This window comes from Acidobacteriota bacterium (genome assembly GCA_016716435.1).
GTDB lineage: Bacteria > Acidobacteriota > Blastocatellia > Pyrinomonadales > Pyrinomonadaceae > OLB17.
The window spans coordinates 1,067,814-1,094,083 of record JADJWI010000003.1 but is presented as its reverse complement, the minus strand read 5'-3'; the positions used below and the strand labels follow the sequence as shown (position 1 = coordinate 1,094,083).

Below are 26,270 nucleotides of genomic sequence, written 5' to 3'. Positions count from 1 at the left end.
AAACGAAGCAGGAGAAACCCCTATGAACGTAAATTTGAAATCACTGGTCGGAAGGCTTAATGACGTCTCCCGCAACGCGCTCGAGGGTGCCGCGGGCCTCTGCCTTTCGCGGACCAATTACGACGTTGAGATCGAGCATATGCTCGTCAAGCTCCTCGAACAGGACAATACCGACATCCACCGCATCTGCTCGCATTTTGAGATAAACATCGATCGGCTGTCGAAGGATGTGAACGCCGCTCTCGACCGGTTCAAGTCAGGCAACTCGCGAACGCCGGGGTTAAGTGACCGCATCCCGGAGTGGATCCAGGACGCCTGGCTTCTTGCTTCGGTCGATCATGGAGCGGCACGCGTCCGTTCGGGCCATCTCCTGCTGGCTCTGCTCACGAATGACCGCACGGCGCGCATCGCCCGCGATATCTCTAAGGAGTTTGACCACATTTCGCTCGAGGCATTTTCGTCCGGCTTTGCCGATATCACAGCCGAATCGGCCGAGGCTCGTGATGCCGTTGCTCTCGGCGAGGCTCCGGGCGTTTCCGGCGGCAATGCCGTCGCCTCCGGCATTCCCGGCAAAACAAAAGCACTCGATCAATACACCGAGGACCTGACGGCAAAAGCTCGCTCCGGAAAGATCGACCCAGTGCTCGGGCGTGATTTTGAGATCCGGCAGATCATCGATATCCTCACCCGCCGGCGGCAGAACAACCCGATCCTGACCGGTGAAGCTGGCGTCGGCAAGACAGCCGTTGTCGAAGGCTTCGCGCTTCGCATCGTCGAGGGCGACGTTCCGGACCCGCTCAAGAATGTGGCGGTTCGGACACTCGATCTCGGGCTTCTCCAGGCCGGTGCGGGGGTCAAAGGTGAGTTTGAAAATCGTCTGAAGTCGGTCATCGACGAGGTAAAGGCCTCGCCGCAGCCCATAATTATGTTCATCGACGAAGCCCACACCATGATCGGTGCCGGCGGAGCCGCTGGGCAGAACGACGCTGCGAATCTGCTCAAACCGGCACTTGCCCGCGGCGAACTTCGCACGATCGCGGCGACGACCTGGGCTGAATATAAGAAGTATTTTGAGAAAGACGCGGCACTCGCCCGCCGCTTCCAGGTCGTCAAGGTTGATGAGCCCGATGAGATCAAGGCCATCGCGATGATGCGCGGCATCGCTGACAAAATGGAATCGCACCATAACGTCCGCATCCTTGATGAAGCGATCGTCGAATGCGTCAAGCTCTCGCACCGCTACATAACGGGCCGACAGCTTCCCGACAAATCCGTGTCGGTTCTCGACACCGCGTGTGCCAAGGTTGCCATCGGCCAGGGGTCGATCCCGGCTCCGATCGATGACGCAAAGCGCCGCATCCAGTTCCTCGATTCTGAGATCGAATCGCTCGAACGCGAACAGGTGACAGGAACGGACCACGACGAACGCCTGGAAAAGCTGATAGCAGAACGGGCGAAGGTCGAAGAAGAACTTGCGGTCTTCAATGAGCAGTTCGAGAAGGAAAAGGTTCTCGTTGACCAGATCAAGAAGATCCGCACCAAGCTCGAAATGTCGCGGCTCGATGGCAAGCTTTCTGATGCGATCGCGGCAACAAACACCAACGGCGGAGGCGAAGCGATGGCCGCGGCCGCGACCGCCGAAGCTGACGGAACGCCCGCAGGCGACGACTCGGGAACCGCCGCAGCAACCGCACCCGAAGCAGCAACTCCTGCCGATCTAGAGACAGCGAAAGCGGAACTTAAAAAGCTCACCGACGAGCTAAAAGCTCTCCAAGGCGAGAACCCGCTCATCCAGCCGGTCGTGAACGGACAGGCGATCGCCGAGATCATCTCCGGCTGGACCGGCATCCCGATAGGCAAAATGGTCGCCGACGAGATCAATGCCGTCCTCAATCTGCACGAAACGCTCAGGGAACGTGTTCTCGGACAGGATCACGCCCTTGAAGCCATTGCCCAACGCATTCGCACATCGCGGGCCGGACTCACCGATCCGAAGCGTCCGATCGGCGTCTTCATGCTCGTCGGTACCTCGGGCGTCGGTAAAACGGAAACCGCTCTGGCACTTGCCGAAGCTCTCTACGGCGGCGAGCGGAACTTGATCTCGATAAATATGAGCGAGTATCAGGAAGCTCACACGGTCTCAAGCCTCAAGGGCTCGCCTCCCGGCTACGTTGGTTACGGCGAAGGCGGCGTGTTGACCGAAGCTGTGAGAAGAAAGCCGTACTCGGTCGTCCTTTTAGATGAGGTCGAAAAGGCCCACCCCGACGTGATGGAGCTCTTCTTCCAGGTGTTCGATAAGGGCGTTCTCGAAGATGGCGAAGGCCGGGAGATCGACTTCAAGAACTGCGTCATCATCCTGACGTCCAACGTCGGTACGGACACGATCATGAAGCTTTGTGCCGATCCGGACACGAAGCCGCTTCCCGAAGGAATCATCGAGGCCGTCAAGCCCGAGCTCAACAAGGCGTTCAAGCCCGCTCTGCTCGGCCGTATGGTCACGGTTCCCTTCTATCCGATCTCCGATGATATCCTGCGTCTGATCATCAAGCTCCAGCTCGGCAAGATCCGCGACCGGATAGCGGACAACCACGGTGCGCAATTTTCCTACGACGATTCCGTCATAGAAACGGTAGCATCTCGGTGTACCGATGTTGATAGCGGTGCTCGGAATGTTTATAACATCCTGACGGGGACGATGCTTCCGGACATGAGCGGCGAGGTCCTTTCGCGTATGGCGGCGGGTGAATCCATAAAGAAGGTTCACGTCGGCGTGGGTGATGATGGAAACTTTGCCTATCAGATAACGTAGGCCGCAAGAACCGGGTCGCCGGGAGGTTTGCTCCTCCCGGCATCCAGTTAGCGGCCGGAAGGTTTGAAGGAAAAGATGGGAACGAAACAAGACAGCAGGCTGATCAAAATAGCGACCCCGCTCGGCGAGGATATGATCCTCGTAGAAGCAATGAGCGTCTCCGAAGAGATGTCAAAGCTCTATTCTATAGAGCTCGACCTGGTCCATGCCGAAGAAGAGATGGACTATAAACCGACGACAGTTCCGCCGGCAGATATTCTCGGAAAGCCGGTCGCGATCTCCGTAATGCAGTCTGACGGTGTGGAGCGCTTTTTCCACGGCATCGTCAAGTACTTTCAACAGGGCGTTCGCCATTTACGATTCACGTTCTACAAGGCCGTCGTCGTGCCGCAGGTCTGGATGCTTACCCAGCGACAACAGACGAAGATATATCAGCAGAAGAGCGTTCCTGATATCCTCAAGGAGATCCTCAAGGGATTCACGAGCTCGTTCGAACTTCAGGGCACCTACGAAAAACGCAACTACTGCGTTCAGTATCAGGAGACCGATTGGGACTTTGCCTCGCGTTTGATGGAGGAAGAAGGCATCTTCTATTTCTTCGAGCATTCGCAGAACGAACACAAGATCGTGATCGCCGATACTCCGCAGTCGAACAAAGAGTGCCCCGGAAAAAGCACGATCCCCTATGCTCTTAAGGTCGGAAGCGAGGAAGAACTGATCTCGTCGATCTTCAGCCTGCATACGGATTACCGTTTGATACCGGGAAAGGTCTCGCTCTGGGACCACAACTTCCAACTGCCGAGAAAGAACCTCGAAGTGACCAAACCCTCGCGTTTCAGCGTCGGGGGAAACAACCAGCTTGAGGTCTATGAACATCCCGGCGGTTACGCGAAAAAATACGATGGCATTGATAAGAGCGGCGGCGAGCAGGCAAACGATCTTCAAAAGATCTTTAGTGATAATCAGAAGCACGCCTCAAATCTAAGCGATGCCATTGACGCAGGTTATGCCACGATTGTCGGAAGCAGCGACTGCCCTTCACTGACGCCGGGGCATCGCTTCACGCTCAAGGATCATCCTGATTCGAACACCAACGGGGTCTACGTGATCACCGAGGCGAGACACACGATCATCCAGGCCCCGTCTTATGTTTCGGACGAAAGCCCGGCAGAGGCCTATCAGAACACCTTTAAAGCGATCGCCCACGGCGCCGGGAAACCGCCTTTCCGTCCGCTTCCGGTCACCCCGAAACCGAGGGTCTATGGCTCGCAGACGGCTTATGTCGTCGGGCCGGGCGAGATCCACACCGATAAATACGGCCGCGTTAAGGTCCAGTTCCACTGGGACCGCTTCGGAAAAAGCGACGCAAGCAGCTCATGCTGGGTCCGCGTCGCTCAAGGCTGGGCAGGCAACAAATGGGGTATGGTGTTCATTCCGCGCGTCGGGATGGAGGTCGTGGTTCATTTCATCGAGGGCGACCTTGACCAGCCGATCATCACCGGATGCGTTTACAACCCGGAGACGATGCCGCCGTACACCTTGCCCGACGAAAGGACCAAATCGACGATAAAGACCGATTCGTCGGAAGGCGGCGGCGGGTTCAATGAACTCCGTTTCGAAGATAAGAAAGGCAGCGAACAGATCTTCATCCACGCAGAAAAGAACCAGGATATTCGGGTTAAGAACGACTGCATGGAGTACATCGGCAACGACCGGCACCTGATGGTCAAGAATGATCAGCTCGAAAAGGTCGATAAGGACGTCCATTTGACCGTCGGCGGCAACGTCAACCAAAAGATCGGCGATACGCTCTCCGTTAATGCTGGTTCTGACATACACATGAAAGCAGCCAGCAACGTCGCCATTGAGGGCGGATCCGCCGTACATATCAAGGCCGGAACGACTGCCGTTATCGAGGCAGGTGTGAGCCTTACGCTGAAGGTCGGCGGCAATTTCATCAACATCAATTCGAGCGGTGTCTATATCTCCGGAACAATGGTGATGCTCAATAGCGGCGGTGCTGCCGGCTCCGGAGCCGGATGCAGCCCCGAAGCGCCGAAGGATCCGAAGGAAGCCGACCAGGCCGACCCCGGGGCACGAACGCCAAGTCCGAAACCCGCACCTCCAGAGCCGGTTAAGAGCTTCAGCCCGCTGGCGATCTCGCTCCAGCGAGCGGCCGAGGACGGAACCCCATTTTGCGCTATTTGTGCACAGTCCAATGCCTAAGTGTTTTTTGATCGGTACCGATAAGGGAGAATGAAGAAGGAACAGCTCGAAAAATTGCTCTTTAGCGAAAGGGCCCTTGTCTTCGCGGTGCTCGATGGGGCCTCGATTCCCGGACTTCGCGATAAGTTCTACGAGATGCGGCCGCCGCACCATTGTCTTTTCCGCGGCGAGCTAGAGCCCGATATGCAGGAGGTCGCTCCGTATGTCGTAGGGCTTGTGCCGGGAACTCCTTTCGTCGACTGGGTCTTGGCGGAGTGCTTTGGTAAACACTGGGGCATCTTCGCCCAGAGTCGCCGTTCATTGAAGGAAATGCGTTTCCAGTTCCGGAAGCTTTTGACCGTTATGAACGAAGCGGGCGACCCGATGATCTTCCGGTTCTACGATCCGCGGGTTTTGAACCGCTTTTTGCCGACCTGCACCCCGGAGGAAATGGAGGCGTTCTTTGGAAGCGTTGACACCTTTTTTTCCGAGGATGCGAGCGCAGGTAAAATGCTCCGCTTTCGCATAAAAGAGGGAGTGCTTGAAACAGTTGAATTCGATCAGTGAGGTAATATGCCGACAGGACCAGCAGCAAGAATAACAGACAACGTCGTACACCCATTGCCGCCGATACTCACTCCCGGCCCGGGTAGTATGAACGTCTTGATCGGCTTTCTTCCGGCTTGGCGGGGAATGCCCCTGGCAGCGGTCGCCGCGGTCCAGGCAGCCAAGACCGTAGCCGATACGGCTATTCAGACCGCTATGGCTGCAACGGTCGCGGCCGCAGGAACACCGGGCGCACCGGCGGCAAAGACCGCGGAAGAGCTGGCAAAATCCACGGCGGCCGCCTCAATGGCCAGCACGATAGCAGCGGCCTCGGGCGGGGCCGACATTCATGCTTGTACGACACCTTTTCCGGTTCCACCGCACGGCCCTGGCGTAGTGATAACGGGCTCCGCGACGGTAATGATAAACAATCTTCCTGCATGTCGATTGGGCGATACGATCCTTGAACCGATCGGCCCGCCAAACACCATCGCGAAGGGAGAAATGACTGTTATCATTGGCGGTTAGGACATTAATCTTTCAAATTTAGTTTTCAGATCTACGATGATCATACGTGACGCACAGATCAAAATTCTTGAGTCGGCCTCAGTCGATGCCTTCGTCGCCGAGCTCTGCGAGCACTGCCGCGAGTATGCTCCCGATCTGCTCGAGGCTTTGTCCGATGAACAGCTCGAAGCGGCCGTTCGGCAAGGGATCAAGGCCGCCGAGACGCACGGGTTCGACAAGCGTGGGCCGGTCAGGTTCTACGTCGATCTGATGATCGCCTTTGGTTCGGGTTTCGATACTGATCCGCAATACCCTTGGGCGGCCCAGATCCTTGCCAATCCCGAAGGCATGACGCAGATGGAACTCTCCGAAGCTCTCCACAACAAGGCGACCGAGGTCTTTGCTGTCGTCTTCGGCCCGGAAAGTGCCCACAGCAATGAGGCCCTTGAAAAGACGCTTGGCAAGGTAAAGGAAGGCATCGAGTTCAAACGCGAGAACTTCCGCACCGATATGCTCACACTCTTTAAGGAGATCCACCCGATGAAATACGACCTCGTCGGTGCTGAGGGTTTAAGGTCTCTCGTTGACTTCGCGATTTCCCGCGGCGACGAAAGGTATGGCTTTAAGGCCCCGCGGTCGATGGCCCTGATGACGATGATGATGTTTGCTCTTGGACACAAATTTGATCTCGACCCATTTCATCCTTGGGTCTCTAACTCGCTCAAGGAAGATACTGGTGAAACTCCGGACAAGACCGCAGAGAAACTCGAGAAACGCGTCCGTATCTGGTTCGATGCCGTTCTGAAAAAAGCAAAGGAGGCGAAATAGATGGGTTCAAAAAAAGCACCTTCCTCACCCTCATCCGGCGCCGGGGCATCGGATCCAGTAGCGCAACCGAAAAAAGAATGTCCCGAAGAGTGCAAAAAGAAGGTATTTCCGCCAAAGGAGATCAACAATAGCGTTTCTGAAACTATTAGCAACGCTCCGGCTCCATATCAGGCTTGGAACGGCACCTATAGTTGGCGTTCGAAATTCACGGTGGAGGTGACGAGATCGCCTTGTGAGATAAAGGTGATCATGAAACTTAAGGTTTCCGGTACCGCAACAGATGCACAGAAATCCGCATGGAAGTCGGCGATCGAAGGCAAGTGGAACAATAAGGTGACCATGAAGTGTCCCGATCCAAAGTGCGAAGAGGCTTGCCCGGGCGGCTACTCAGTCAAGGTAGAGATAAAGTGGGTCGATTCGGGCGAACACTATACGATCACCGCGAACCAGCCGGCAGCGACGGAAGGTGGTCGAGCCGGCATCGGCGGAACGACAAGCATGACGGGTTGGGGAGTAGACGATACCACCGATATCGCTCATGAATTCGGACACATGCTTGGTTGCCCGGAAGAGTATTTTACAACTGACGGGGTAGACTATACGGCAGGCGGTACAAAGGCGGGATTTCGCGACGCAGACGGTGGGATAATGAACAATCCGTCGAATAACCCAAAGCCGAAAAACTTTGACGCGATAAAGAAGGCCGCGGAATCTGTAATGGGTGTTACGTGCACCACAGAATAAAGAGCTTAGTTAATGATGAAAGTGGGTCTCATCGTATTGGCATGTTTTGCCGCCCTGTTGTTCCAGGACTGCGGCAGAACGGGAATAACGACGGCATCGCAAGGGAGAGAGACGAAAGTGAAAGCCACATCGAACCATCTTGAAATAGAACTGATACTCGAAAAGCAGAAGTTCAGGACTGCCAACGACTTTCTCGCTACGGCAAAGTTCACGAATCGAGGAACGGAGAGGATGCGTCTGAATACGCTTTTTCTCGGTTTCGCTCCGATTCTGCTAAAGGTCCAACATGCTGACGGAACGCCGGTCACGCCAACCTCCCCTCCCTTTCCGCCTGAAGATGACGGCCACGAAGGACGCGTGTTTCTCAAACCGAATGAGTCGGTCACCTTCACTTATCGCGGAGTGGACCTCTTTGGTGATGACCTTGAAGACGGCAAGTATCAATTTAAGTTTGTTCACGAGAACACAGATGCGTCAAAGGGAGACTGGATCGGTTCCCTCAAGACAGATTGGCTTGCCTTTGAAGTAGATAGCAAGCAAAAGGACGAGGTTCCGCCCTCGAACGAAGTTCCGGCGACCCCGTCAAGTTAGTCAGACTTGCTCTTCGCACGTTGCGAAATGATCCGGTTTCTCGGATGGGAGCGACAGCCACAAATTTTCCGGCCGGCCAGTTACCGCAAGAACGCTATCCGACCATCTTCCCAGGCTACGGCCGGGTCATGGCCTCCGGGATGACCAGTTCGTCAAATTTCTCTGCCGTGAGCAGCTCCAATTCGATCGCTGCTTCCTTAAGCGACGAACCCTTCTTGTGTGCGTGCTTGGCAATCTTTGCCGCGTTGTCATACCCGATGTGCTGGTTGAGCGCAGTCACGAGCATTAACGAATCGTTGAGGTAGCGGTCGATCTGCTCGCGGTTGAGCTCGATGCCCGCAATGCAGTAATCGACAAAGCCGTGGCAGGCATCGTGGATAAGCCGCACAGAGTGCAGAAAGTTGTGGATCATCACGGGCTTGAAGACGTTCAGCTCGAAGTTGCCCTGCGAGCCGGCAAACCCGATCGCCGCATCGTTGCCCATCACCTGCACGGCGACCATCGTCATCGCCTCGCTCTGCGTCGGATTTACCTTGCCCGGCATTATCGATGAGCCAGGCTCGTTTTCTGGAAGAGTTAACTCGCCGATCCCGCACCGCGGCCCCGAGGCCAGCCAGCGGATGTCGTTCGCGATCTTCATAAGCGAACCTGCCAGCGTCTTCAACGCTCCCGAGGCGAATACCACCTCGTCGTGGGCCGAGAGAGCAGCAAATTTGTCAGGATGCGACTTGAACGGCAGCCCTGTTAGCTCGGCGATCTTTGCCGCCGCCCGCTCGGCAAACTCGGGGTGCGAATTCAGTCCCGTTCCGACAGCCGTTCCGCCGATCGCCAGGTCCATCAGGCCCGGCAGCACCATCTCAAGCCGTTCAATATCGCGGTCGATGAGGTTCGCCCAGCCATTGAATTCCTGCGAGACCGTCACCGGCGTCGCGTCCTGCAGATGCGTCCTGCCGATCTTGACCACGCCCTCAAATTCCCGAGCCTTCGCCTTTATCGCGTCCGAAACGTTCCGAACCTCGGGGATCAACGCGGTCAGGCGTTCCGCCGCTGCAATATACATCGCGGTCGGGAAAGTGTCGTTCGAGGACTGCGACTTGTTGACATCGTCATTCGGGTGTATCGGCGCTTTCGAGCCCATCTCGCCGCCGGCCATTTCGATAGAACGATTTGATATCACCTCGTTGGCGTTCATGTTGGTCTGCGTGCCCGAACCGGTCTGCCAAACCCGCAGCGGAAAATGAGCGTCGAGCTTGCCCTCGATCACCTCGTCCGCCGCCTGAACTATCAGGTCGCGCTTCTCCGCCGGCAGCTTGCCGAGGTCGCAATTTACGATCGCCGCCGCCTTTTTCAGGATGCCGAGAGCTCGGATCACCTCTCGCGGCATCACATCAAATCCGATGTTGAAATGCTTCAGCGAACGCTCCGTCTGCGCCCCCCAATAAACATCCGCCGCAACCGCGATCTCGCCCATCGAATCGGTCTCGACCCGTGTTTTAACTGCTTTTTCTGCTGATTCGCTCATATGATTTAGTATTGAAGTCCTTGATTTTACTTCAACCCGGACCTAAAATCACCTTGACCTCGCATTGCTTTCACAATAAAGTTCACCGACACTCTAGCCTATGGAAACGCTGAAGCTTCTCTTCCTCATCTACCTCAAACCCGGGTTCGCTTTTAGCGAGATAATGGATCGCGGAAGTTGGCTGATCGCTGCGGCCGTCACACTCGTCGTCGGTATTCTCTTTTTCTTCACCGTCAACGCGAAACTTGTCGCGGCGTACCAATTGCCGGTGCTGAGCACTTATTACAACGAGGTCTTCTATTCCGAGATCGACGTCGATGAAGCAGAACGCTATCAGGCAAACGCCCTTCGGCAGTATCAGGAAGCGGTTCGAAACAAGCAGCAGATCCCAATTGTAGGCGATAGCTTTTTCACCTTCTTTTCGTTTGAGCCAACGGCTTTCTATCGCCCGCTGATCGCGATCTCACTCTTTTTTGTCCCGGCCGTGTTACTGTGCGTATCACTTTTCGGCGGCATCGCGAGCTTCGGCTTGCTGCTCCGCCGCGACTACGCTGTCATTGCGACCTGTACGCTTCTGGCTTGGTCGGCGGCGCACCTCCCGTTCGCCGTAGCCGGCGTGGCTCTCTTCGGAAGCTCGATCGATCCGTCCTTCTGGTTGTCGCTTTGGGTCGCAAGCGGAGCGCTTTTCGGCATTCTCATGCTCTTTGCGATCCGCACGGTTTTCGGCACAACATACGCCGTCGCTTTAATTGCGGTCGGACTCTCATGGCCCGCCTTTCCGCTTGCGATGTACGTCGTTCAGTTCATTGGGCCGTGGCTGTTGTCGCCGTTTCTTCTCCTTCTCGTTATCTTTTACTTCGGTGGATTTCTCGGCGGCCAGGTGCAGGGCTTCGGCAGTGCGTTCCGCCAGCGGCAGAGCCTGAAACGCTTTCTTCAGAACGCCACGATCAATCCTCGTGACGCAGATGCCCACGTCCAGCTCGGCATTATCTATCTTGAACGGCGACAGGAAACGCGGGCTGTTGAACACTTCACAAAAGCGATCGAGATCGATAGCGAAGAGATCGATGCCAACTACGAGCTTGGCCGGATCGCCCGCGGGAACAAAGATCTGCAGAAAGCACTCGACCACTTTGCCGTGGTCGTTGAGCAGAACGACAAGTTCCGACTAAGCGAGATCTGGCGGGAGATCGGCGCCACGTACCTCGATGCCGGTATGCTCAACGAGGCATACGAGCCGCTCGAAAAATTCGTCGAACGCCGCCCCGTAGACCCCGAAGGCTTGTACTATTTTGGAAAACTCTTGAAAGCAAAAGGTGAAGAGGCCCGCGCTCGTGAGATGTTCGAGTCCGCCATCGAAAACGCCCGCACGTCACCCTATTTCCGCAGCCGCAACCTCGGCCAGTGGGCAAAACTCGCAGCAAAAGAACTGTAGCTTCTGCCTCTTAGCTTCGCTTCATTCCGCAAGCAGCTTTTCCGTGTCTGACCTCAAGGTCGATTCCAGCACGTACCCGGTGTATCGCTTGGCAAGCCTGCCCTGCTTGTCATAAAGGAACGTCATCGGCAAAGACATTTCGTTCGGCGGCAGGTTCGGGTCGTACGCCGCGAGCAATATCGGATAATCGACCCCATAGCTTTCAATAAATGGACCGACGAGCGAGAGATCCTCGTCCACCGTAACTCCTACGACCTCAACGCCCTTGTCACGATGTTCTTTTGCAAAGCTGACGAGCCCCGGCGTCTCAAGCCGGCACGGACCGCACCACGTTGCCCAATAATTAACGACCAACACTTTGCCGCGTTTTTCGCTGAAGTCCCAATCCGGCCCGCCGTCGAATGCCTTTAGGCTAAACGCCACGCCCGGCTTCCGCTCGGAGACATCGGTAACGCCAAATTGAAACCAAGACTCGGGAGCGAAAAAGAAAAGAAAAAGGCCGACCGCCAAAAGGTAGCCGCCCCATTCCATCAATCGTCGTTTGAGCCCCGGTTTCGTGGGCTGCACCTCTGTCGCATTCTCCATAAGAGATTTCGATTCGCTCCGTCAGCCCGGCGTTGGCAGCTATCAGTTTGCCGCCGCCTTGGCCATCGGCAGCTTCTCGGCCCGCCAGGCCGTCATCCCGCCCTCAATGTTATAGACCATCGGATACCCTTTACTGACCAGTATTTCCGCCGCTTCCCGCGACCGACGGCTGGTTTCGCAGATGATGTAAACGGGCTCGTTCTTCTCGATGCGGTCGAGATTCGCCTCGAGCTCTTCGAGCGGAATGTTGATCGCCCGGTCCGCGTGCTCGGCCTTGTATTCGAAAGCCGTCCGCACATCCACGAACTGGGCGTATGCTTCCTGTGTTTTCGGGGCAGCCGCCGCAGGTGAAATATCCATCACCGCCGCCGAAGGCTTGGTCGGAGGCGGCGTGTCCATCGTCGTCCGCGACGTTTCACATCCGGACATGAACAAGACCACAATAGTAAAAACCAAAAAAGCTCGCATATATTCCCTCCGACAGCCGGGCGACGCAAGTTTTTCGCGCAATGCCACGTTTTCCGTGTCATTTCTCGCGAAAGATCGCTAACCACCGCTGACCATCGGTAACCGCAATCGCTGTGCCTTGTTCGATCGTTACTTTTTGTACGTAACGACGAATCTCGGCTGCGGCGTTTCGTCATCGCCCGGCATCACCTCGAAAAATTTCTGAACCAAGCCGTGCGTTTCGAACCGGCTGAGTTCCTGCAGCGACATTGGCCACGGAAGTTCGTCCGGTTCCTCGTCGTCCTCCCTGCCACGGGTAACGACCACCAGTTCCCCGCCCGGCGCCAAGAACGACGCGACCGCATCGATCGTCCGTTCGCGCATCTCGAGCGGCAGCGGCTGTATCGTATAGACCTCGAGCACAAGATCGAACGCCCCGAGCCAACCGCGAAAAGGCTCAAAAAGATCCATCACCTCGAAAGTGATATCTCGGTCGGCATGCAGCCGCCGGGCCCATTCGATCGCCGTCGGCGAGATGTCGAATGCCTTCACCTTAAAGCCTAAGTCGTCGAGATAGCGGGCGTCATCGCCAAGGCCGCAGCCGATGACCAACGCCTTTCGCCCGTCTCCCTTAAGCCCAACCTTTTTGGCGTAAGCGACCAGATACCGGTTCGGCTCGAGGTCAGCCCAAGGTATTTTCTCATTGTCGCCGGCCGCTTCCTTGTAGAGCGCGTCAAACCAGCCGAGCACGTCGCCGCGTGCGGCAAACTCGGCCTGTATCTCGCGGGTACGCGCCCGCCGGTCAAACTCCTGTTCCGCTTCGCTCATTAGAACGGTATCTCCATTTCCCACGGAGCGTCCGCGTCGCGCCATGCTTTCCAGCCGCCGGCCATCGAGAAAACGTTGGTGTAGCCCATTTTCTGCAGCATATCGGCCGCGAGTGCGGAGCGATATCCGCCGCCGCAGTAGAGGATGATCTCCTTTTCCTTGTTCGGTATCTGCCCGACGATATCGCGTTCAATAACGCCGCGGCCAAGGTGGATCGCATCCGTCGCGTGGCCCATCTGCCATTCGTTGTCCTCGCGGACATCGACCAGCACTGCACCGGCCTCGGTACGTTCAAGAGTCTCAGCTACTGAAACTTCCCGGATCCGCGACTTCGCATCCTCGACCACCGCGATGAATTCCTCAGAATGTTTCATATCAATTTTGTCCCTATCTTTCGCCTTCCTGCGTCTCTTTCATCAGAGCCCGTTTGGGCCCAAATTCATAAACAAAAACAGGAATGATCATGAGAACCAAAGTAACCTTTATTGCACTCACATTATCCGCTCTCATGGCCGGCTGCAGCAAGGATGCCGACGTGAACGCATTCATCACCGAACTCGACGGGGCCACTAAGGAGATCGTCGAAAAGATCGACTCTAACCCCTCATCAGCCGGCATCGACGCCGCCCAAAAGGCATTCGACGCCCGCAAGCCGCAACTCACCGAAAAGTGGAACAACATCAAAGGAGCCGTAGGGGTCCAGGTCTCCGGCGATACGAAAAAACGGCTAGAAGAGAGCGTCAAGAACAATATGAAAGCGCTGACCGAGGTCTCAGTGCGAAATATGATGAAAATGGCCGGCGACAAAGAGGCGACCGTCAAATTTCAGCGGCTGATGACCGAATACGGCAAGACCTTTCAGCTATAATACCCGCGAAAAAAGGGGAGCGGCCATAGCCGACACCCCATTCTTCTCGTCTGTTTCGGATCGGATCAGAAAATGAACCGGATTCCGAGCTGAAGCTGCCGCGGGCCACCGAAACGTGCCGTTGACGGTGCAAAAAGCGGTATCCCCGCCTCCGCGTTTGACGGCGAACCATCCGGCAGCGGTGTACCGAAAAAGCTGATCGCATCGTTGCCAAAGTTCTTATTCGAAGCCTTTGTAACGTTAAAGAGTTCCGCCGAGAGGTCGATCCGTCGCGTCTCGCTGAGCCGGAATGCCTTCAGCAAACGGAGATCGAGATTAAAGAAACCCGGCTGGCGGTAGGAATTGCGGCCAACGACACGGCCGTTGATGATCGCACGATCGTTGTCGTCGTTCCCGTCGTTCTGCGTATCAAAACCGATGACCGGCGTGTACGGAAACCCGGAACGTGCAAGCAGCACGCCGGAAAGAGAAAAACCTGCCCCTAGATCGATAAGCCCGCTGAAATTCATGTTGTGGCGAACGTCCTGCTTTGACGGACCCTTTTCGATCGAAAGATCGAACGGGTTGAGCGCCGGTTCCTGTGAGAAGTTGCGCTCGTTCGAGTCGTCGTCCGTGTTCTTCGCAAGAGTGTAGTTCGCCTGGAACTGGAATCGGTCAGCGAACCTGCGAGTGACCGTCACGGTCATGCCGTCGTAGGTCGAATGGGCCGTCGATTCGTTGATCGAAAGCCAACTGATCGCCGGGATCGGACGGGCCGTCGGGAAGATCGGCATACCGGTCGCATCGATCGTCGGCGGGAAAAGGTTGCGGTTAAGCCGCCGCTGCAAGTTCCATGTGGAATTGCGGATGTACCCGACCGAAAGGACGATGTCATCCGTCAGCCTCTGCTCGAAGGTCGCCGAAGCCTGGAAGGAACGCGGGTTCTTGAAATCCTCATCAAACCCGAAAACCCGGGGAGCCACCGCGAACTGCGCCAGGTTCGCCGGGATCGACGTTAGCGAGTTCGGAAAGGTAAGGATCGCATCCGGCCCGCGGAGCCGGCAGCCTGCACGATTCGGGTCCGCCGAATTTCTGCAGGCGCTAGGCTCTGCGATCTCGATCTCGCGTGTAGTAAATCCATCGTTGGTAAAGACCCTTTGAAAGAGGTTCGCCGGCGTTCGCGCAGTAAAGATACCGGCCGACGCCCGAACGACCGATCGGCCGTCGCCCGTGATGTCGAACGCCATACCTAGCCGTGGTTGAAACTGAGCCAAGTCGTTCGGGATCTTTCCTGTCTCCGGAATTCCCGGATATTCCGAATCCGGCTGTGGGTTGATCTGCGCCTCCCATCGGAACCCGGCATCGACCGTCAACCGGTCAGTAACCTTGATGCGATCCTGAATGAACAGCGCATACTCCTGCTGTGTTCCGCGGAAGAGCGAAAGTTCCTGGTCCGATGTCGCCAGCGTCTGGCGAAACCGTCGCGGGCGTCCGGCAATGTATTGCTCGAGCCCGGTGGTCGGAACTCCGCCCAACGTGCGATTCTCAAAATCCCAACGGCCCTGAATACGCGTTTCTCGTCGCTGGCGAACACGGTTGATGTTCGAGTCGAATCCAAATCGAAGCTGATGCCTTCCGGCCGTCACGCTCACGTTGTTGGCAAGCTGAAAACGCGTCGAATCGAACTGACGCGGGCGGCCGTCGTTGCCGCCAATGTCGCCAAAGCCTGCAATATTGATCCGCGGCATGTTCGAGTTCGGCTCTTCGAGGCGATTATCGGTTGCGATCTGCCCTTTCACCTCGTTGATGATGTTCGGCGAAAAGACCGTAACAAGCGATCCTTTTAGGCCATTGCTTGAGCCGATGCGGGTGTAGTTCCCGCTCTCTGCCGTTGTCTGCCTCGGAGAGTCGAAGTCAAAATTCTCTCCGCGCATCCGCGTGTAGGTGTATTGCAGATTGAGCGTGTTGTTCGGGTTTAGGATGAAATCTGTCCGGCCAAAAAGTGCGGTCGGGTTGTTGGTTCCTCGCTTTTCGCCTTCAAGTTCGGCAAGTTCGGCCGGGATCGGAACGCCGGGCACATCGTTGAAATCGACGACAAACGGCACACGAAGGAGGTTCTGTTCGATACTGAAGAAGAAGAACGCTCGGTCGCGGACGATCGGCCCTCCGACCGAACCCCCAAACTGGTTCTGAGCATTGTCGAGCCTGCGGCCGAATGCATTGTCCGACGTCAGGTATTTGTTCCGGTTGAAGTAGAAGGCCTCTCCGCGTATCTCGTTCGTACCGGACTTCGTTACGACATTGACGAAACCTGCATTCGTCCGGCCGACCTCTGCACTCGCTCCCGAACGAACCACCTGAAACTCACGGACGGCCGATTGCGGAAAGAAAAATACTGATTCGTTACCACCCCGTTGGTTGCCCTGAAGGGGATCGTTGAAATCCGTTCCGTCAACCGAGATGTTCGAATTGATCGATCGCTGTCCGGCAACCACAAGTCCGCTGCGGTCTGCTTCCTGAACGACCGCAGGCGTCAGAGTTACAAATTCTGTAAAGTTTCGACCGCGAACCGGAAGATCGGAGACAAGGCGTTCGCCGATCGATGCTCCGGTCGACGAGGTCTCAGAATCAATAAGGTCGGCGCCGGAGGTTACCTCGACTTCGGCCGTCACTTCCGAAGGACGGAGCGAGATGGCGACCGGGGTTGCCTCACCGACGCGCAGTTGCACGTTTTGCTGACGGCTTTCTGCAAACCCACTGGCAGAAACGGTTATCTCATACCGGCCAACCGGAAGCACTCGTGCCGAGAACCGCCCGTTGCTGTCAGTAACAACATTGCGTTCGAGGCCAGTCTCCGCGTTGCGAACCTTAACGGTCGCACCGGAAACGATCGCTCCGTTAGCATCTGTGACCGTGCCTTCGACCGCAGAGCTTCCCGAATCGGTCTGCCCGAGGACGCCGATCGCCGTCACGGCCATGATCGCCATCATGAAAACGACGTGTGTGATTTTGGCGTTCAGGCCGGAAAATGGCCATTTGTAGAACGTCAATTTGGATCTCATTATTTTTATCTCCTACCGTAAATTATTAAGGTGAACTTCAATACAGATCGGACTAGCTCAAGTACTGAACGATGAACAGACGGATCTGTGGACTGGAACAAAATTTCGTGAAGCAATGGAAAGATTACGTAACATTCGTTACGGAAATGTGAATACTGCATTAAATCGGTGTTAAACCGGATACCGAGGGTTATTGAGCCAATGTCAGGCTATTGAAGGGCTGTTTGGGCTAAGCTGGCCGAACCGATATAATGATGGTTTTGCAGTAAACCTTTATCAGAACGAGGAATAAAGCATTGGCAGAACAATTTGACGTAACTATCATCGGTGCCGGCCCCGGCGGCTACGTAGCGGCGGTCCGCGGAGCACAGCTCGGGCTTAAGGTCGCGATCATCGAGAAGGAAAAAGATGCAAAGCTCGGCGGCACCTGCGGCCTTCGCGGCTGCATCCCGACCAAGGCTCTTCTCAACGCGGCTCATCTTTATCAAAAGGCCCACGAATTTGAGAAGTTCGGATTGAAGGCAAAAGAGGTCGGCTACGATTGGGCCGGGGTCCAGAACTACAAATCCAGCATCGTCGATAAGAACGCCGCCGGCGTGACCTACCTGATGAAAAAGAACAAGGTCACCGTCTTTAACGGCCACGGTAAGATCGCCGGCAATGGCAAGGTCGAGGTCGCACTTGCCGACGGCAAGAAAGAGACGATCGAGACCAAGAACATCATCATCGCTACCGGCTCGGTCGTCCGGCCGATACCGGGCTTTGAAGTCGATGGTAAGCAGGTCGTTAATTCCGACCAGATCCTCGAGCTTCAGAGCGTGCCGAAGTCGATGATCGTAATGGGCTCGGGGGCCGTCGGAGTCGAATTTGCCAGCGTTTATCACCGCTTCGGCTGCGAGACGACCGTTGTCGAATTGCTCGACCGCATCGTGCCGATCGAGGACGCAGACGTCTCGAAAGAACTCGCCCGTGCCTTTAAGAAACAAGGCATCAAATGCGAGACCGGCATCAAGCTCGATAAGCTCGAAAAGAACAAGAAAGGCGTCAAGGTTTCGGGCAAGAATGCCAAGGGCGAGGACGTGACGTTTGAAGCCGAGATGCTGCTCGTCGCCGTCGGCCGCATGCCCTATCTTGAGGGCCTTGGGCTCGAGAAGACAAAGGTCGTCGTCAATCCCCGCGGGACCATCAAGGTCAACGACTATTGCGAGACCGATGAACCGGGCATTTATGCCATCGGCGATGTTATCGATACCGCATGGCTCGCCCACCTCGCCTCAAAGGAAGGCATTCTGGTCGTCGAGAAGATCGCCGGCAAAAAGGTCGAGCCGATCAAGCCGACTCTTGTTCCCAACTGCACCTATTGCGACCCCGAAGTCGCGAGCGTCGGCCTGACCGAAGCCAAGGCGAAAGAGGCCGGCTATGACGTAAAGGTCGGCAAATTCCCGTTCTCGGCGAGCGGTAAGGCACGCATCCTCGGCGAAACCGACGGCTTCGTCAAGATAGTCGCCGAGAAGAAATACGACGAGGTCCTCGGCGTTCACATCATCGGCCCGCACGCGACCGAACTTCTCGCCGAAGCCTGTGTCGCCATGGCTCTTGAGACCACCGCAGACGAACTCGGCCGCGTTATCCACGCCCACCCGACCGTCTCGGAATCGGTAATGGAAGCCGCCGAAGGCGTCCACGACATGACGATCCATATGTAAGCAGTCACAGCATCAGGAAATCGGTCTGACACGATCAAAAGAGAGGCGTTCCGCCTCTTTTTTGTTATACTTGGCGGGTCTAAATTATCCGACCAAAAACTAGTCGTATTGTTGCGTTCGAGCTGGAGAAGAGGCTATGGACAAATACAAAAATATTCATAAGTGGATGATCGTTCCGATGGTCGTCATGCAGCTGGGGATATTTATCGACTACTGGGGAGACTTCTCTGAGAACGCATGGGCGGTACACGTCCATTATTGGACCGGGACCGTGTGGTATCTCTTTCTGATCCTTCAGCCCTACTTCGCGACGCACGGCCAGATCGTCAGGCATAGGACGCTTGGGATCATCGGGATGTTTGTGGCAGGCGGCGTTTGTATTACAGCGCTGAGCATGTTGCACCGCGATCTCGTGAATGCGGAAAATGCCCGTTTGCAGCCTGAACGGTTTGGCCCTTTTGAGCCTTCGTTCTTTTACGGCATCGCCGTAGTCGAGATCGTTATGATAACGGCATTTGGATACGCGGTCATCAAAAGCATAATCCATCGCAAAGAGATCGAGAATCACTCATGGTGGCTGATCTCTACGGTCTTTTTGATAATGACGCCCGCGCTCGGCCGCGGCCTAACAAACGTATGGATCGGGATAAAAATTGCCGACTGGCCGAACATCGACATAACAGCGCCGGGCTATGTCACGCAGGCTCTGATAATCGGTATGGTCGTGGTGGCAGCATGGAAGTTCGGCACGCTAAGGCACCCGGCAACATATCTCGCAATTGGTGTCAATCTTTTCGTCCTTCTTATCGGACCGCTCGGCCGGTCTGAGACCTTACAGGCGATTTTAAACGCGATGATCAAGGGTTAGGTGCTCCATCCACGCTCACCCGACCATTGCCGAGGCGATATGGAAAGCCGCCGAAGGCGTCCACGATACGACGATACATATGTGATCGTCGAGCATTTGCCGGATCAGTTGGGATAAATATATGGACGTAGGTGCCATAATCTCAATCATCGTTTTTGTTTCGCTGCTCATATGCGGAATTGCGGCGATGCGTGTTGTGTTCAGGGCGGCGAGGGATGCGGGCTCGTCCGTAAAGACTCTCGACATTCCCAATAGTGATCTTGTTTTCGCAAAGCTGTCGTATTCTGATGAGGAATGGGTGGACGTATATCAACGCGAATTTGTTGCTGATACGAAAGGTGCCGGACTGCTCGATCATTATTCCGGCGTTATTAAGACCGATGCGCACAAACATGACCTCACCGCCCCAAACATATTTTTTCTTCCAGACAGGATCTATATTTCCGACGGGAATTCGGGCAAGCTCTTCATGCTTAGCGACGTAAACGAGTTTGGATTTGGCGTTTGGCTTTATTCGGTCGAGCGGGCGGAGGTAAAAACCCGCATCGGGTGGAGGGTTCGTGGCGAAGTGATCTCGAGAGCTCCGGGCGCGGGTCCTGTCAACTTTCCGATCGATTACACAATTCTCTTACCCGCCGCGGACGACGCAACGCTTGAGTCGATCCATGCGAGATACGAAGCGCTGATCAAAGCACAGGGAACACCAAAACGATAGATCTCGCAGGCGAATCCTACCGCTCCTGAACTTGAATAACCGCCTGTTTCGGACGACAATTGGGTCTTTTATGCCGGCAAAGAATACTAGCTACCCCCGAACAAAGATCAAGATCCTTTTGCTTGAGAATATTTCCGATGCCGCTGTGCGCGAATTTGGCCTCGGCGGTTATACCGAGGTGCGTCGGCTTGGCGGTGCGGTCAGCGAGGCGGAGTTGGTCAAGGCAGTGAAAGGCGTTCATGTGCTTGGCATCCGGTCAAAGACCCAGGTGACACGCGGCGTTATCGAGGCGGCGGACAAACTGCTCGCCATCGGCGCATTCTGCATCGGTGTGAATCAGGTGGACCTCAAGGCCGCAACCGAAACAGGCGTTGCGGTCTTCAACGCACCGCACGCAAATACGCGTTCGGTCGCGGAGTTGATCATTGGGCTTTGCGTGATGCTTATCCGCAAGATCTCCGATAAGAACACGGCCGCCCATCGCGGCGAATGGCAGAAGGACGCGAAAGGTGCCTACGAACTCCGCGGCAAGACCATCGGCATCATCGGCTACGGTAACATCGGCTCGCAGGTCTCGAACATGGCCGAGGCGCTCGGGCTCCACGTCATCTATTACGACATCGCCACAAAGCTCCCGCACGGCAACGCAAAGCAGATGCGGGAGCTTAAGGAACTGCTCAAGCGCTCGCACATCGTCACGCTCCACGTGCCCTCGGACGCGACCACGCGAAACATGATCGACGCCGAGGCCATCCGCTCGATGCGAAAAGGAGCGATCCTGCTCAACTATAGCCGCGGCGACGTCGTTGACCTCGCAGCGGTCCGCAAGGCGTTGAAAAGCGGCAAGCTTGCCGGAGCGGCCGTGGACGTTTTTCCCGAGGAACCCGAGAAGATCGGCGATGCGTTTGAATGCCCGCTGCAGGGGATGCCCAATGTCATCCTGACGCCGCACATCGGCGGCTCGACCGAGGAGGCGCAGGCAAACATCGGGCTCGACGTAACGGGCAAGCTGATCAAATATCTCGATTACGGTACCAGCGAGGGCTCGCACACAGTGCCGCCCGTCTCACTTCCGCCGCAGGCCGGAACGCACCGCATCCTGCACATCCATCGCAATATTCCGGGCGTCCTCGGTGAGATAAACTCGCGGCTCTCCGGACACGGCATTAACATCGTCGGCCAATACCTAAACACGAATCCGGAGATCGGCTATGTCATCCTCGACGTAGAAACCGGCATCTCAAAAGAGGCCTTCGAATTGTTAAAGGATATTCCCGGTACCGTAAAGGCGAGGATGGTATATTAGCTCTCAAAAATATGTTCGACATTCGCAGCGTCTTGTGTGACCCATGTGACTCATTCGTCCTATGAAACCTCTACTTACCGCCATATTCGTACTCATTTCGGCCTTCGGTGTTTCTGCTCAATGGATAAAGCAGTCGGTCGAGACCAAGGCCTCTTTTCGCGGGCTTTCGGTCGTGAGTGAACGTGTCGTTTGGGCGAGCGGCACGGGCGGAACGGTGATCAGGACGACGGACGGCGGCAAGGTTTGGAGCGTGATGACGGTTCCGGGAGCTGAGAAGCTCGACTTCCGCGACATCGAAGCCTTTGACGCGAATACGGCCTATATCCTCAGCATCGGCAATGGCGATGCCTCGCGTATTTATAAAACCACCGACGGCGGCAAGACCTGGGAATTGCAGTTCACGAACAAGGACGAAAAGGCGTTCTACGACGCGATCGCCTGTTGGGACCGCAATAATTGCATTGCGATGAGCGACCCGGTCGGCGAGTTCTATCAGCTTATTGTCACCATGGATGGCGGCAAGACGTGGAAGTTCACCGGGCTCGACAAGATGCCGCGGGCGAAGGCCGGCGAAGCAGCGTTTGCCGCGAGCGGCACCTGCCTCATCGTTAATGGCAAGTCGGACGTTTTTCTCGTTACCGGCGGCAACGACGCTCGCGTTTTTCGCTCGAATGACCGCGGGCTCTCGTGGTTCGTTGCCGAAACACCGGTCACCAAAGGCACGCCCGGCAGCGGGATTTTCTCCGTCACCTTTCGCAACGGACTCCACGGGACAGCCGTCGGCGGAAACTACGAAAAACCGGCCGATGCGGCAAACAATCTCGCATTTACCCGCGATGGCGGCAAGACCTGGTACGCCGGCGAGGGGCTCTCCGGCTACCGCTCGGCCGTAGCCTATATCGATAGCAGAACCCTGATCGCCGTCGGCACCAACGGAACAGATCTCTCGAGCGACCGCGGGGCGACGTGGAAAAAGATCGGCGACGAAAACCTCAATGCCGTCGCCGCCAAAGGCCGCCGTTCGGTCTGGGCCGTCGGGCCAGCAGGCTCTGTTTACCGCCTTTCCGGCCGGTAGGCTGCTGATTCACAAAATCGAACTTTCACCAATTCGGCCCGCCTCTATTTGCTGATAAAATAAAAGGCAAGCATTACCTGCATTTCATTAAACGCGGCTCCGCGAACGCATTTTCAGGCGTCCCGGCCTGTCAGCCGCACGGTTTTGTTCCAGCCTTGTTTATTTAGACTATGAAAATACTGATTGCCTACGATGGTTCCAATTTTGCTGATGCCGCGATCGATGATCTGACGCGTGCGGGCCTTTCGAGCGAAGCCGAAGCGGTCTTAATGTGCATCACTGATGCATGGGAGATACCCGAGATAATCGACCGTGTTACAACATCCGGCGGCAAGGTGTCCCAGGAAAACACCGAACTTCTTCGCCGCCACGTTAATGATGCTCTCGAGAACACTCGGCGGCTTGCCGAGACCGCTGCCGCAAAGGTCCAGGCCCTTTTTCCCGGGTGGAGTGTTCGCACCGAGGTCCGGACCGGCAAGCCCGCCTGGGAGATCATCACCTTTGCCGATGATTGGCAGCCGGACCTCGTCGTCGTCGGCTCGCACGGCCGCGGATTCGTCGAGCGTGCCGTCCTCGGAAGCGTCTCGATGAAGGTCCTGCACGAGTCTCGGACGTCTGTCCGGATCGCCCGCGAGCGTCGGTCGGCCGTTGGCGATCCGTTGCGGATACTAATCGCGGTCGATGGTTCGCAGAATGCCGACCTTTGTGTCGAAACGGTCGTCGGGCGAAACTGGCCGGAAGATACCGAGTTCCGGTTGATCACTGCGGATGACGATCCAGCATCCAGGCCCGAAACCGCGGTTTTGGACCTTGTCCCAGAGGGCAAAGAAGATTCTGACGAAGCAAAGGCGTGGGTCGAGCGTGTCCTCAACTCACCAGCCCGCCGAATGCAGCAAACGGGAAGAACCATCTCGCAGAACTGCCGTTGGGGCGATGCCCGCCGCGTGATACTCGACGAAGCGATCGACTGGAAAGCCGATTGCATATTCATCGGGGCCCGCGGGCTTAGCCGCTTTCGACGATTGCTTATCGGCAGCGTATCGGCGACGGTCGCGGCCCGGGCCGAATGCTCGGTCGAGGTCGTGCGTATGGCTCAACCCGAGTGTTAAGGCCGCACTCGAAACGATGATCGATGGGACTGGAACTCGCTAAATTTGGCGGCCTTGCAAGCTCGGAGGCTAAGGCCCTACTAGAAAAGCACGGCCCAAATTCCGTCGCGGAAAAGCCGGGGCCTTCCCTGCTTGCGCGGTTCATTCAGCAGTTTCAAAGTCCGCTGATCTACATTCTCCTTCTTGCCCTCATTGTCGATGCCTTCATCTGGTTCTTCGAAGGTGCCGTCGGCGTTCCGTTCGAATCTATCGCCATCGCCGTCATTCTGATCCTGAATGCAGGCCTCGGAATGTATCAGGAAGGAAAGTCCGAGGCCGCCCTTTCGCGGCTGAAGGAAATGGCCGCCCCGCTCGCCTGGGCTATTCGCGATGGCCACCTCGTTCATATTCCGGCAGCAGAACTTGTCCCCGACGATGTGGTTCGCCTTGAGGCGGGCGACCGCGTTCCCGCCGATGGAATCTTGCTCGGCCACGGAACGGTTTCGCTGGATGAATCGATACTCACCGGCGAATCCGTCCCGGTCGAACGCTCCGAGGGCGACGAAGTAATGAGCGGTACGCTCCTGGTTCGCGGAACGGTCTTCTTCAAAGTTTCGCGGACCGGCAAAGAGAGTGCGACCGGACGGCTTGCCGTAATGATCGGCGAGATCGAAGCCGGGAAGACGCCGCTTGAGGAAAGGCTCGATGGCTTTGCCCGACAGATCGCAAAGATCGTGCTCTTGCTCGCGGTCGTGATCGTCGTCGGCGGATTAATGATCGAAGGAACGGCGAGGCTTGGGCACGTCCTGATCTTCGCAGTGGCCCTGGCGGTCGCCGCGATACCCGAAGGGCTTCCCGCTGTTCTTACGCTAACTCTGGCTCTCGGTGTCGAGCGGATGGCCAAGCGAAAGGCGGTCGTCCGCCGCTTGAGCGCTGTCGAGGCTCTCGGCTCCGTTACCGTCATTGCCAGCGACAAGACCGGCACGCTCACCGAAAACAAAATGGTCGTCAAGGGCATCGACGCCGCTGATGCCGAGCTTGTGCTTCGTGCGATGACCCTCGCCAACGACGCGGAAGCCGACGGCGAGATCGGCGACCCGCTTGAGCTTGCATTGCTTTCATACGCTGCCGAACAAGGGCTCGCGATCGACGACGTCCGATCCCGCTTCCCACGCTCATCCTCGATCCCCTTTGATAGCGCCTACAAATTCATGCAGGTGAGCGTGCCGGAAGGCGGCCGCACGGTCAACTTTCTTAAGGGTGCTCCCGAAGTTCTGCTCGAGAAAAGCTCGCTTTCCGCCGCCGATAAAGCGGACTGGCAGGCTCGCACGGAGCGATTCGCCGCTGAGGGTTTTCGCGTTCTCGCATTTGGCCGGGGATCTGATGACAGTGATGGAACGATCGAATTTCTGGGCGTTGCAAAACTCTGGGACCCGCCGCGAGCCGAGGTGCCCGGAGCGATCAAGAACGCACTCGACGCCGGGATCCGCGTGCTGATGGCGACCGGCGACCACCCCGCGACCGCGAGAGCGATCGCCGAAAATATCGGCATTCCCGTAACCGGCGTGCTTACCGGAGCGGAGATCGAGTCCATTTCCGAGGACGAGCTTCGGAGGGCTGTCGCGGAAACCAGCATCTTTGCCCGGGTCAACCCCGAACATAAACTGCGTCTCGTAAGTGCCCTCAAGGCAAACGGCGAGATCGTCGCAATGACGGGCGACGGCGTCAACGACGCTCCCGCCCTAAAGCGAGCGGATGTCGGCGTGGCAATGGGCAACCGCGGCAGCGACGTCACCCGCGAAGTGGCGGACCTGGTCCTGATGGATGACAACTTCGCCACGATCGTGACCGCGATCGAGGAAGGAAGGAACATCTACGAGAATATACAGAAGTTCATCCGGTTTCTTTTTTCGACCAATTTTGCTTTGGTCCTTTTGGTGGTCGGCGGAGCATTTGGGTCGTTCCTTCTCGGGTTAACTGACGAGATGGGAGGGCTCTTGCTGCCGCTCACCGCCGTTCAGCTACTCTGGATCAACATTATCGCCGATGGCCCGCCGGCACTCGCACTCGGGCTCGACCGCGACCACGGTGTGATGAGGCAGCGGCCTCGCGATCCATCCGAACCGCTCCTCGACCGCGTCTCGGTCCGGTTCATTGTCTGGACCGGGTTTTTCAAGGCTCTGATGGGCGGCGTCTTGCTTGTGATGATGCCAAAATGGGGCTACAGCCTGCTCGCAACGCGAACGGGCGTTTTCGTCTTCGAGTCGATCGCGCAGCTCGTAATGGCATACCCTTCGCGGAGGATATCGTTCGCCCCCGAGCGGAACAACGTCCTCCATTTAGCCGTCGCGGCTGGCATTGTTCTGCAGGTTGCTACCCTCTACCTGCCGCCGCTCAGACGCCTGCTTGGCCTTGAATGGCTTGATCCGGCGGCAGTCGGTATCATTGGAGTGGCGATCGTTGTCACATGGCTGGCGGCCGAAATATTTGTCGTGGTCGACCGGCGGCTTGCACTAAGGGCGAGGTGACCGCCGGGGCGCCCGCGGGAAACGAAGT

The 26,270-nt window shown here is 56.6% G+C and carries 22 protein-coding genes; 16 read left to right on the top strand and 6 right to left on the bottom strand.

Annotation, left to right across the window (positions count from 1 at the left end):
- Positions 1-22: 22 nt before the first annotated feature.
- The 7 genes from tssH (at position 23) to IPM21_08470 (ending at position 8,230) form a co-directional block, all read left to right on the top strand.
- Positions 23-2,809, top strand: coding sequence for a type VI secretion system ATPase TssH (gene tssH, locus IPM21_08500; protein ID MBK9163939.1), 2,787 nt, complete (start codon positions 23-25; stop codon positions 2,807-2,809).
- A gap of 75 nt (positions 2,810-2,884) precedes the next feature.
- Positions 2,885-5,035, top strand: a complete 2,151-nt coding sequence (gene tssI, locus IPM21_08495; protein MBK9163938.1) for a type VI secretion system tip protein VgrG — start codon at positions 2,885-2,887, stop codon at positions 5,033-5,035.
- 30 nt (positions 5,036-5,065) lie between these two features.
- Positions 5,066-5,581 carry a DUF4123 domain-containing protein gene (locus IPM21_08490; GenBank protein ID MBK9163937.1) on the top strand — a complete coding sequence of 172 codons (516 nt, stop codon included), beginning with the start codon at positions 5,066-5,068 and terminating at the stop codon, positions 5,579-5,581.
- Between the two features lie 6 nt (positions 5,582-5,587).
- Positions 5,588-6,088 (top strand): PAAR domain-containing protein, encoded by a 501-nt coding sequence (locus IPM21_08485; GenBank protein MBK9163936.1) that lies wholly within the window; start codon positions 5,588-5,590, stop codon positions 6,086-6,088.
- A 36-nt stretch (positions 6,089-6,124) separates the two neighbouring features.
- Positions 6,125-6,895 (top strand): hypothetical protein, encoded by a 771-nt coding sequence (locus tag IPM21_08480; GenBank protein MBK9163935.1) that lies wholly within the window; start codon positions 6,125-6,127, stop codon positions 6,893-6,895.
- A gap of 249 nt (positions 6,896-7,144) precedes the next feature.
- Positions 7,145-7,639, top strand: coding sequence for a hypothetical protein (locus IPM21_08475; GenBank protein MBK9163934.1), 495 nt, complete (start codon positions 7,145-7,147; stop codon positions 7,637-7,639).
- 117 nt (positions 7,640-7,756) lie between these two features.
- Positions 7,757-8,230 (top strand): hypothetical protein, encoded by a 474-nt coding sequence (locus IPM21_08470; protein ID MBK9163933.1) that lies wholly within the window; start codon positions 7,757-7,759, stop codon positions 8,228-8,230.
- Between the two features lie 115 nt (positions 8,231-8,345).
- On the opposite strand, the gene fumC is transcribed toward IPM21_08470, so the two are convergent.
- Complete coding sequence (fumC, locus tag IPM21_08465) at positions 8,346-9,752, bottom strand: class II fumarate hydratase (GenBank protein ID MBK9163932.1); 1,407 nt, start codon at positions 9,750-9,752, stop codon at positions 8,346-8,348.
- 100 nt (positions 9,753-9,852) lie between these two features.
- Between fumC and IPM21_08460 the strand changes: the two genes are divergently transcribed.
- Complete coding sequence (locus IPM21_08460; GenBank protein MBK9163931.1) at positions 9,853-11,187, top strand: tetratricopeptide repeat protein; 1,335 nt, start codon at positions 9,853-9,855, stop codon at positions 11,185-11,187.
- Positions 11,188-11,208: 21 nt separating this feature from the next.
- Here the strand turns inward: IPM21_08460 and IPM21_08455 are convergent, their stop codons facing one another.
- The 4 genes from IPM21_08455 to IPM21_08440 form a co-directional block, all read right to left on the bottom strand.
- Positions 11,209-11,772, bottom strand: a complete 564-nt coding sequence (locus tag IPM21_08455) for a TlpA family protein disulfide reductase (GenBank protein ID MBK9163930.1) — start codon at positions 11,770-11,772, stop codon at positions 11,209-11,211.
- Between the two features lie 42 nt (positions 11,773-11,814).
- Entirely contained in the window at positions 11,815-12,240 is a 426-nt protein-coding gene (locus IPM21_08450) for a rhodanese-like domain-containing protein (GenBank protein ID MBK9163929.1), read from the bottom strand.
- A 129-nt stretch (positions 12,241-12,369) separates the two neighbouring features.
- Entirely contained in the window at positions 12,370-13,047 is a 678-nt protein-coding gene (locus IPM21_08445; protein ID MBK9163928.1) for a class I SAM-dependent methyltransferase, read from the bottom strand.
- Positions 13,047-13,421 carry a sulfurtransferase gene (locus IPM21_08440; protein ID MBK9163927.1) on the bottom strand — a complete coding sequence of 125 codons (375 nt, stop codon included), beginning with the start codon at positions 13,419-13,421 and terminating at the stop codon, positions 13,047-13,049. The genes IPM21_08445 and IPM21_08440 overlap by 1 nt, the downstream gene beginning before the upstream one ends.
- An 89-nt stretch (positions 13,422-13,510) precedes the next feature.
- On the opposite strand from IPM21_08440, the gene IPM21_08435 reads away from it, so the two are divergent.
- Positions 13,511-13,915 (top strand): hypothetical protein, encoded by a 405-nt coding sequence (locus IPM21_08435; protein ID MBK9163926.1) that lies wholly within the window; start codon positions 13,511-13,513, stop codon positions 13,913-13,915.
- A 65-nt stretch (positions 13,916-13,980) separates the two neighbouring features.
- Here the strand turns inward: IPM21_08435 and IPM21_08430 are convergent, their stop codons facing one another.
- Positions 13,981-16,956 (bottom strand): TonB-dependent receptor, encoded by a 2,976-nt coding sequence (locus IPM21_08430; protein MBK9163925.1) that lies wholly within the window; start codon positions 16,954-16,956, stop codon positions 13,981-13,983.
- A gap of 296 nt (positions 16,957-17,252) precedes the next feature.
- Here IPM21_08430 and lpdA point away from each other — a divergent pair, with 296 nt between their 5' ends.
- The 7 genes from lpdA to IPM21_08395 all read left to right on the top strand — a co-directional run bounded on the left by lpdA (position 17,253) and on the right by IPM21_08395 (position 26,242).
- A complete protein-coding gene (gene lpdA / locus IPM21_08425) occupies positions 17,253-18,662 on the top strand; it encodes a dihydrolipoyl dehydrogenase (GenBank protein MBK9163924.1) in 1,410 nt (469 codons plus the stop codon).
- 136 nt (positions 18,663-18,798) lie between these two features.
- Positions 18,799-19,530, top strand: coding sequence for a hypothetical protein (locus IPM21_08420; protein MBK9163923.1), 732 nt, complete (start codon positions 18,799-18,801; stop codon positions 19,528-19,530).
- A gap of 121 nt (positions 19,531-19,651) precedes the next feature.
- The gene (locus tag IPM21_08415; GenBank protein ID MBK9163922.1) at positions 19,652-20,245 is read left to right on the top strand and encodes a hypothetical protein; all 594 of its coding nucleotides are present in this window, start codon (positions 19,652-19,654) and stop codon (positions 20,243-20,245) included.
- Positions 20,246-20,315: 70 nt separating this feature from the next.
- Positions 20,316-21,551 (top strand): phosphoglycerate dehydrogenase, encoded by a 1,236-nt coding sequence (serA, locus tag IPM21_08410; protein MBK9163921.1) that lies wholly within the window; start codon positions 20,316-20,318, stop codon positions 21,549-21,551.
- 61 nt (positions 21,552-21,612) lie between these two features.
- Positions 21,613-22,626 carry a glycosyl hydrolase gene (locus IPM21_08405; GenBank protein MBK9163920.1) on the top strand — a complete coding sequence of 338 codons (1,014 nt, stop codon included), beginning with the start codon at positions 21,613-21,615 and terminating at the stop codon, positions 22,624-22,626.
- 170 nt (positions 22,627-22,796) lie between these two features.
- On the top strand, positions 22,797-23,735 hold the full coding sequence (locus tag IPM21_08400) for a universal stress protein (GenBank protein MBK9163919.1): 939 nt from the start codon (positions 22,797-22,799) through the stop codon (positions 23,733-23,735).
- 23 nt (positions 23,736-23,758) lie between these two features.
- A complete protein-coding gene (locus IPM21_08395; GenBank protein MBK9163918.1) occupies positions 23,759-26,242 on the top strand; it encodes a cation-translocating P-type ATPase in 2,484 nt (827 codons plus the stop codon).
- Positions 26,243-26,270: the final 28 nt, after the last annotated feature.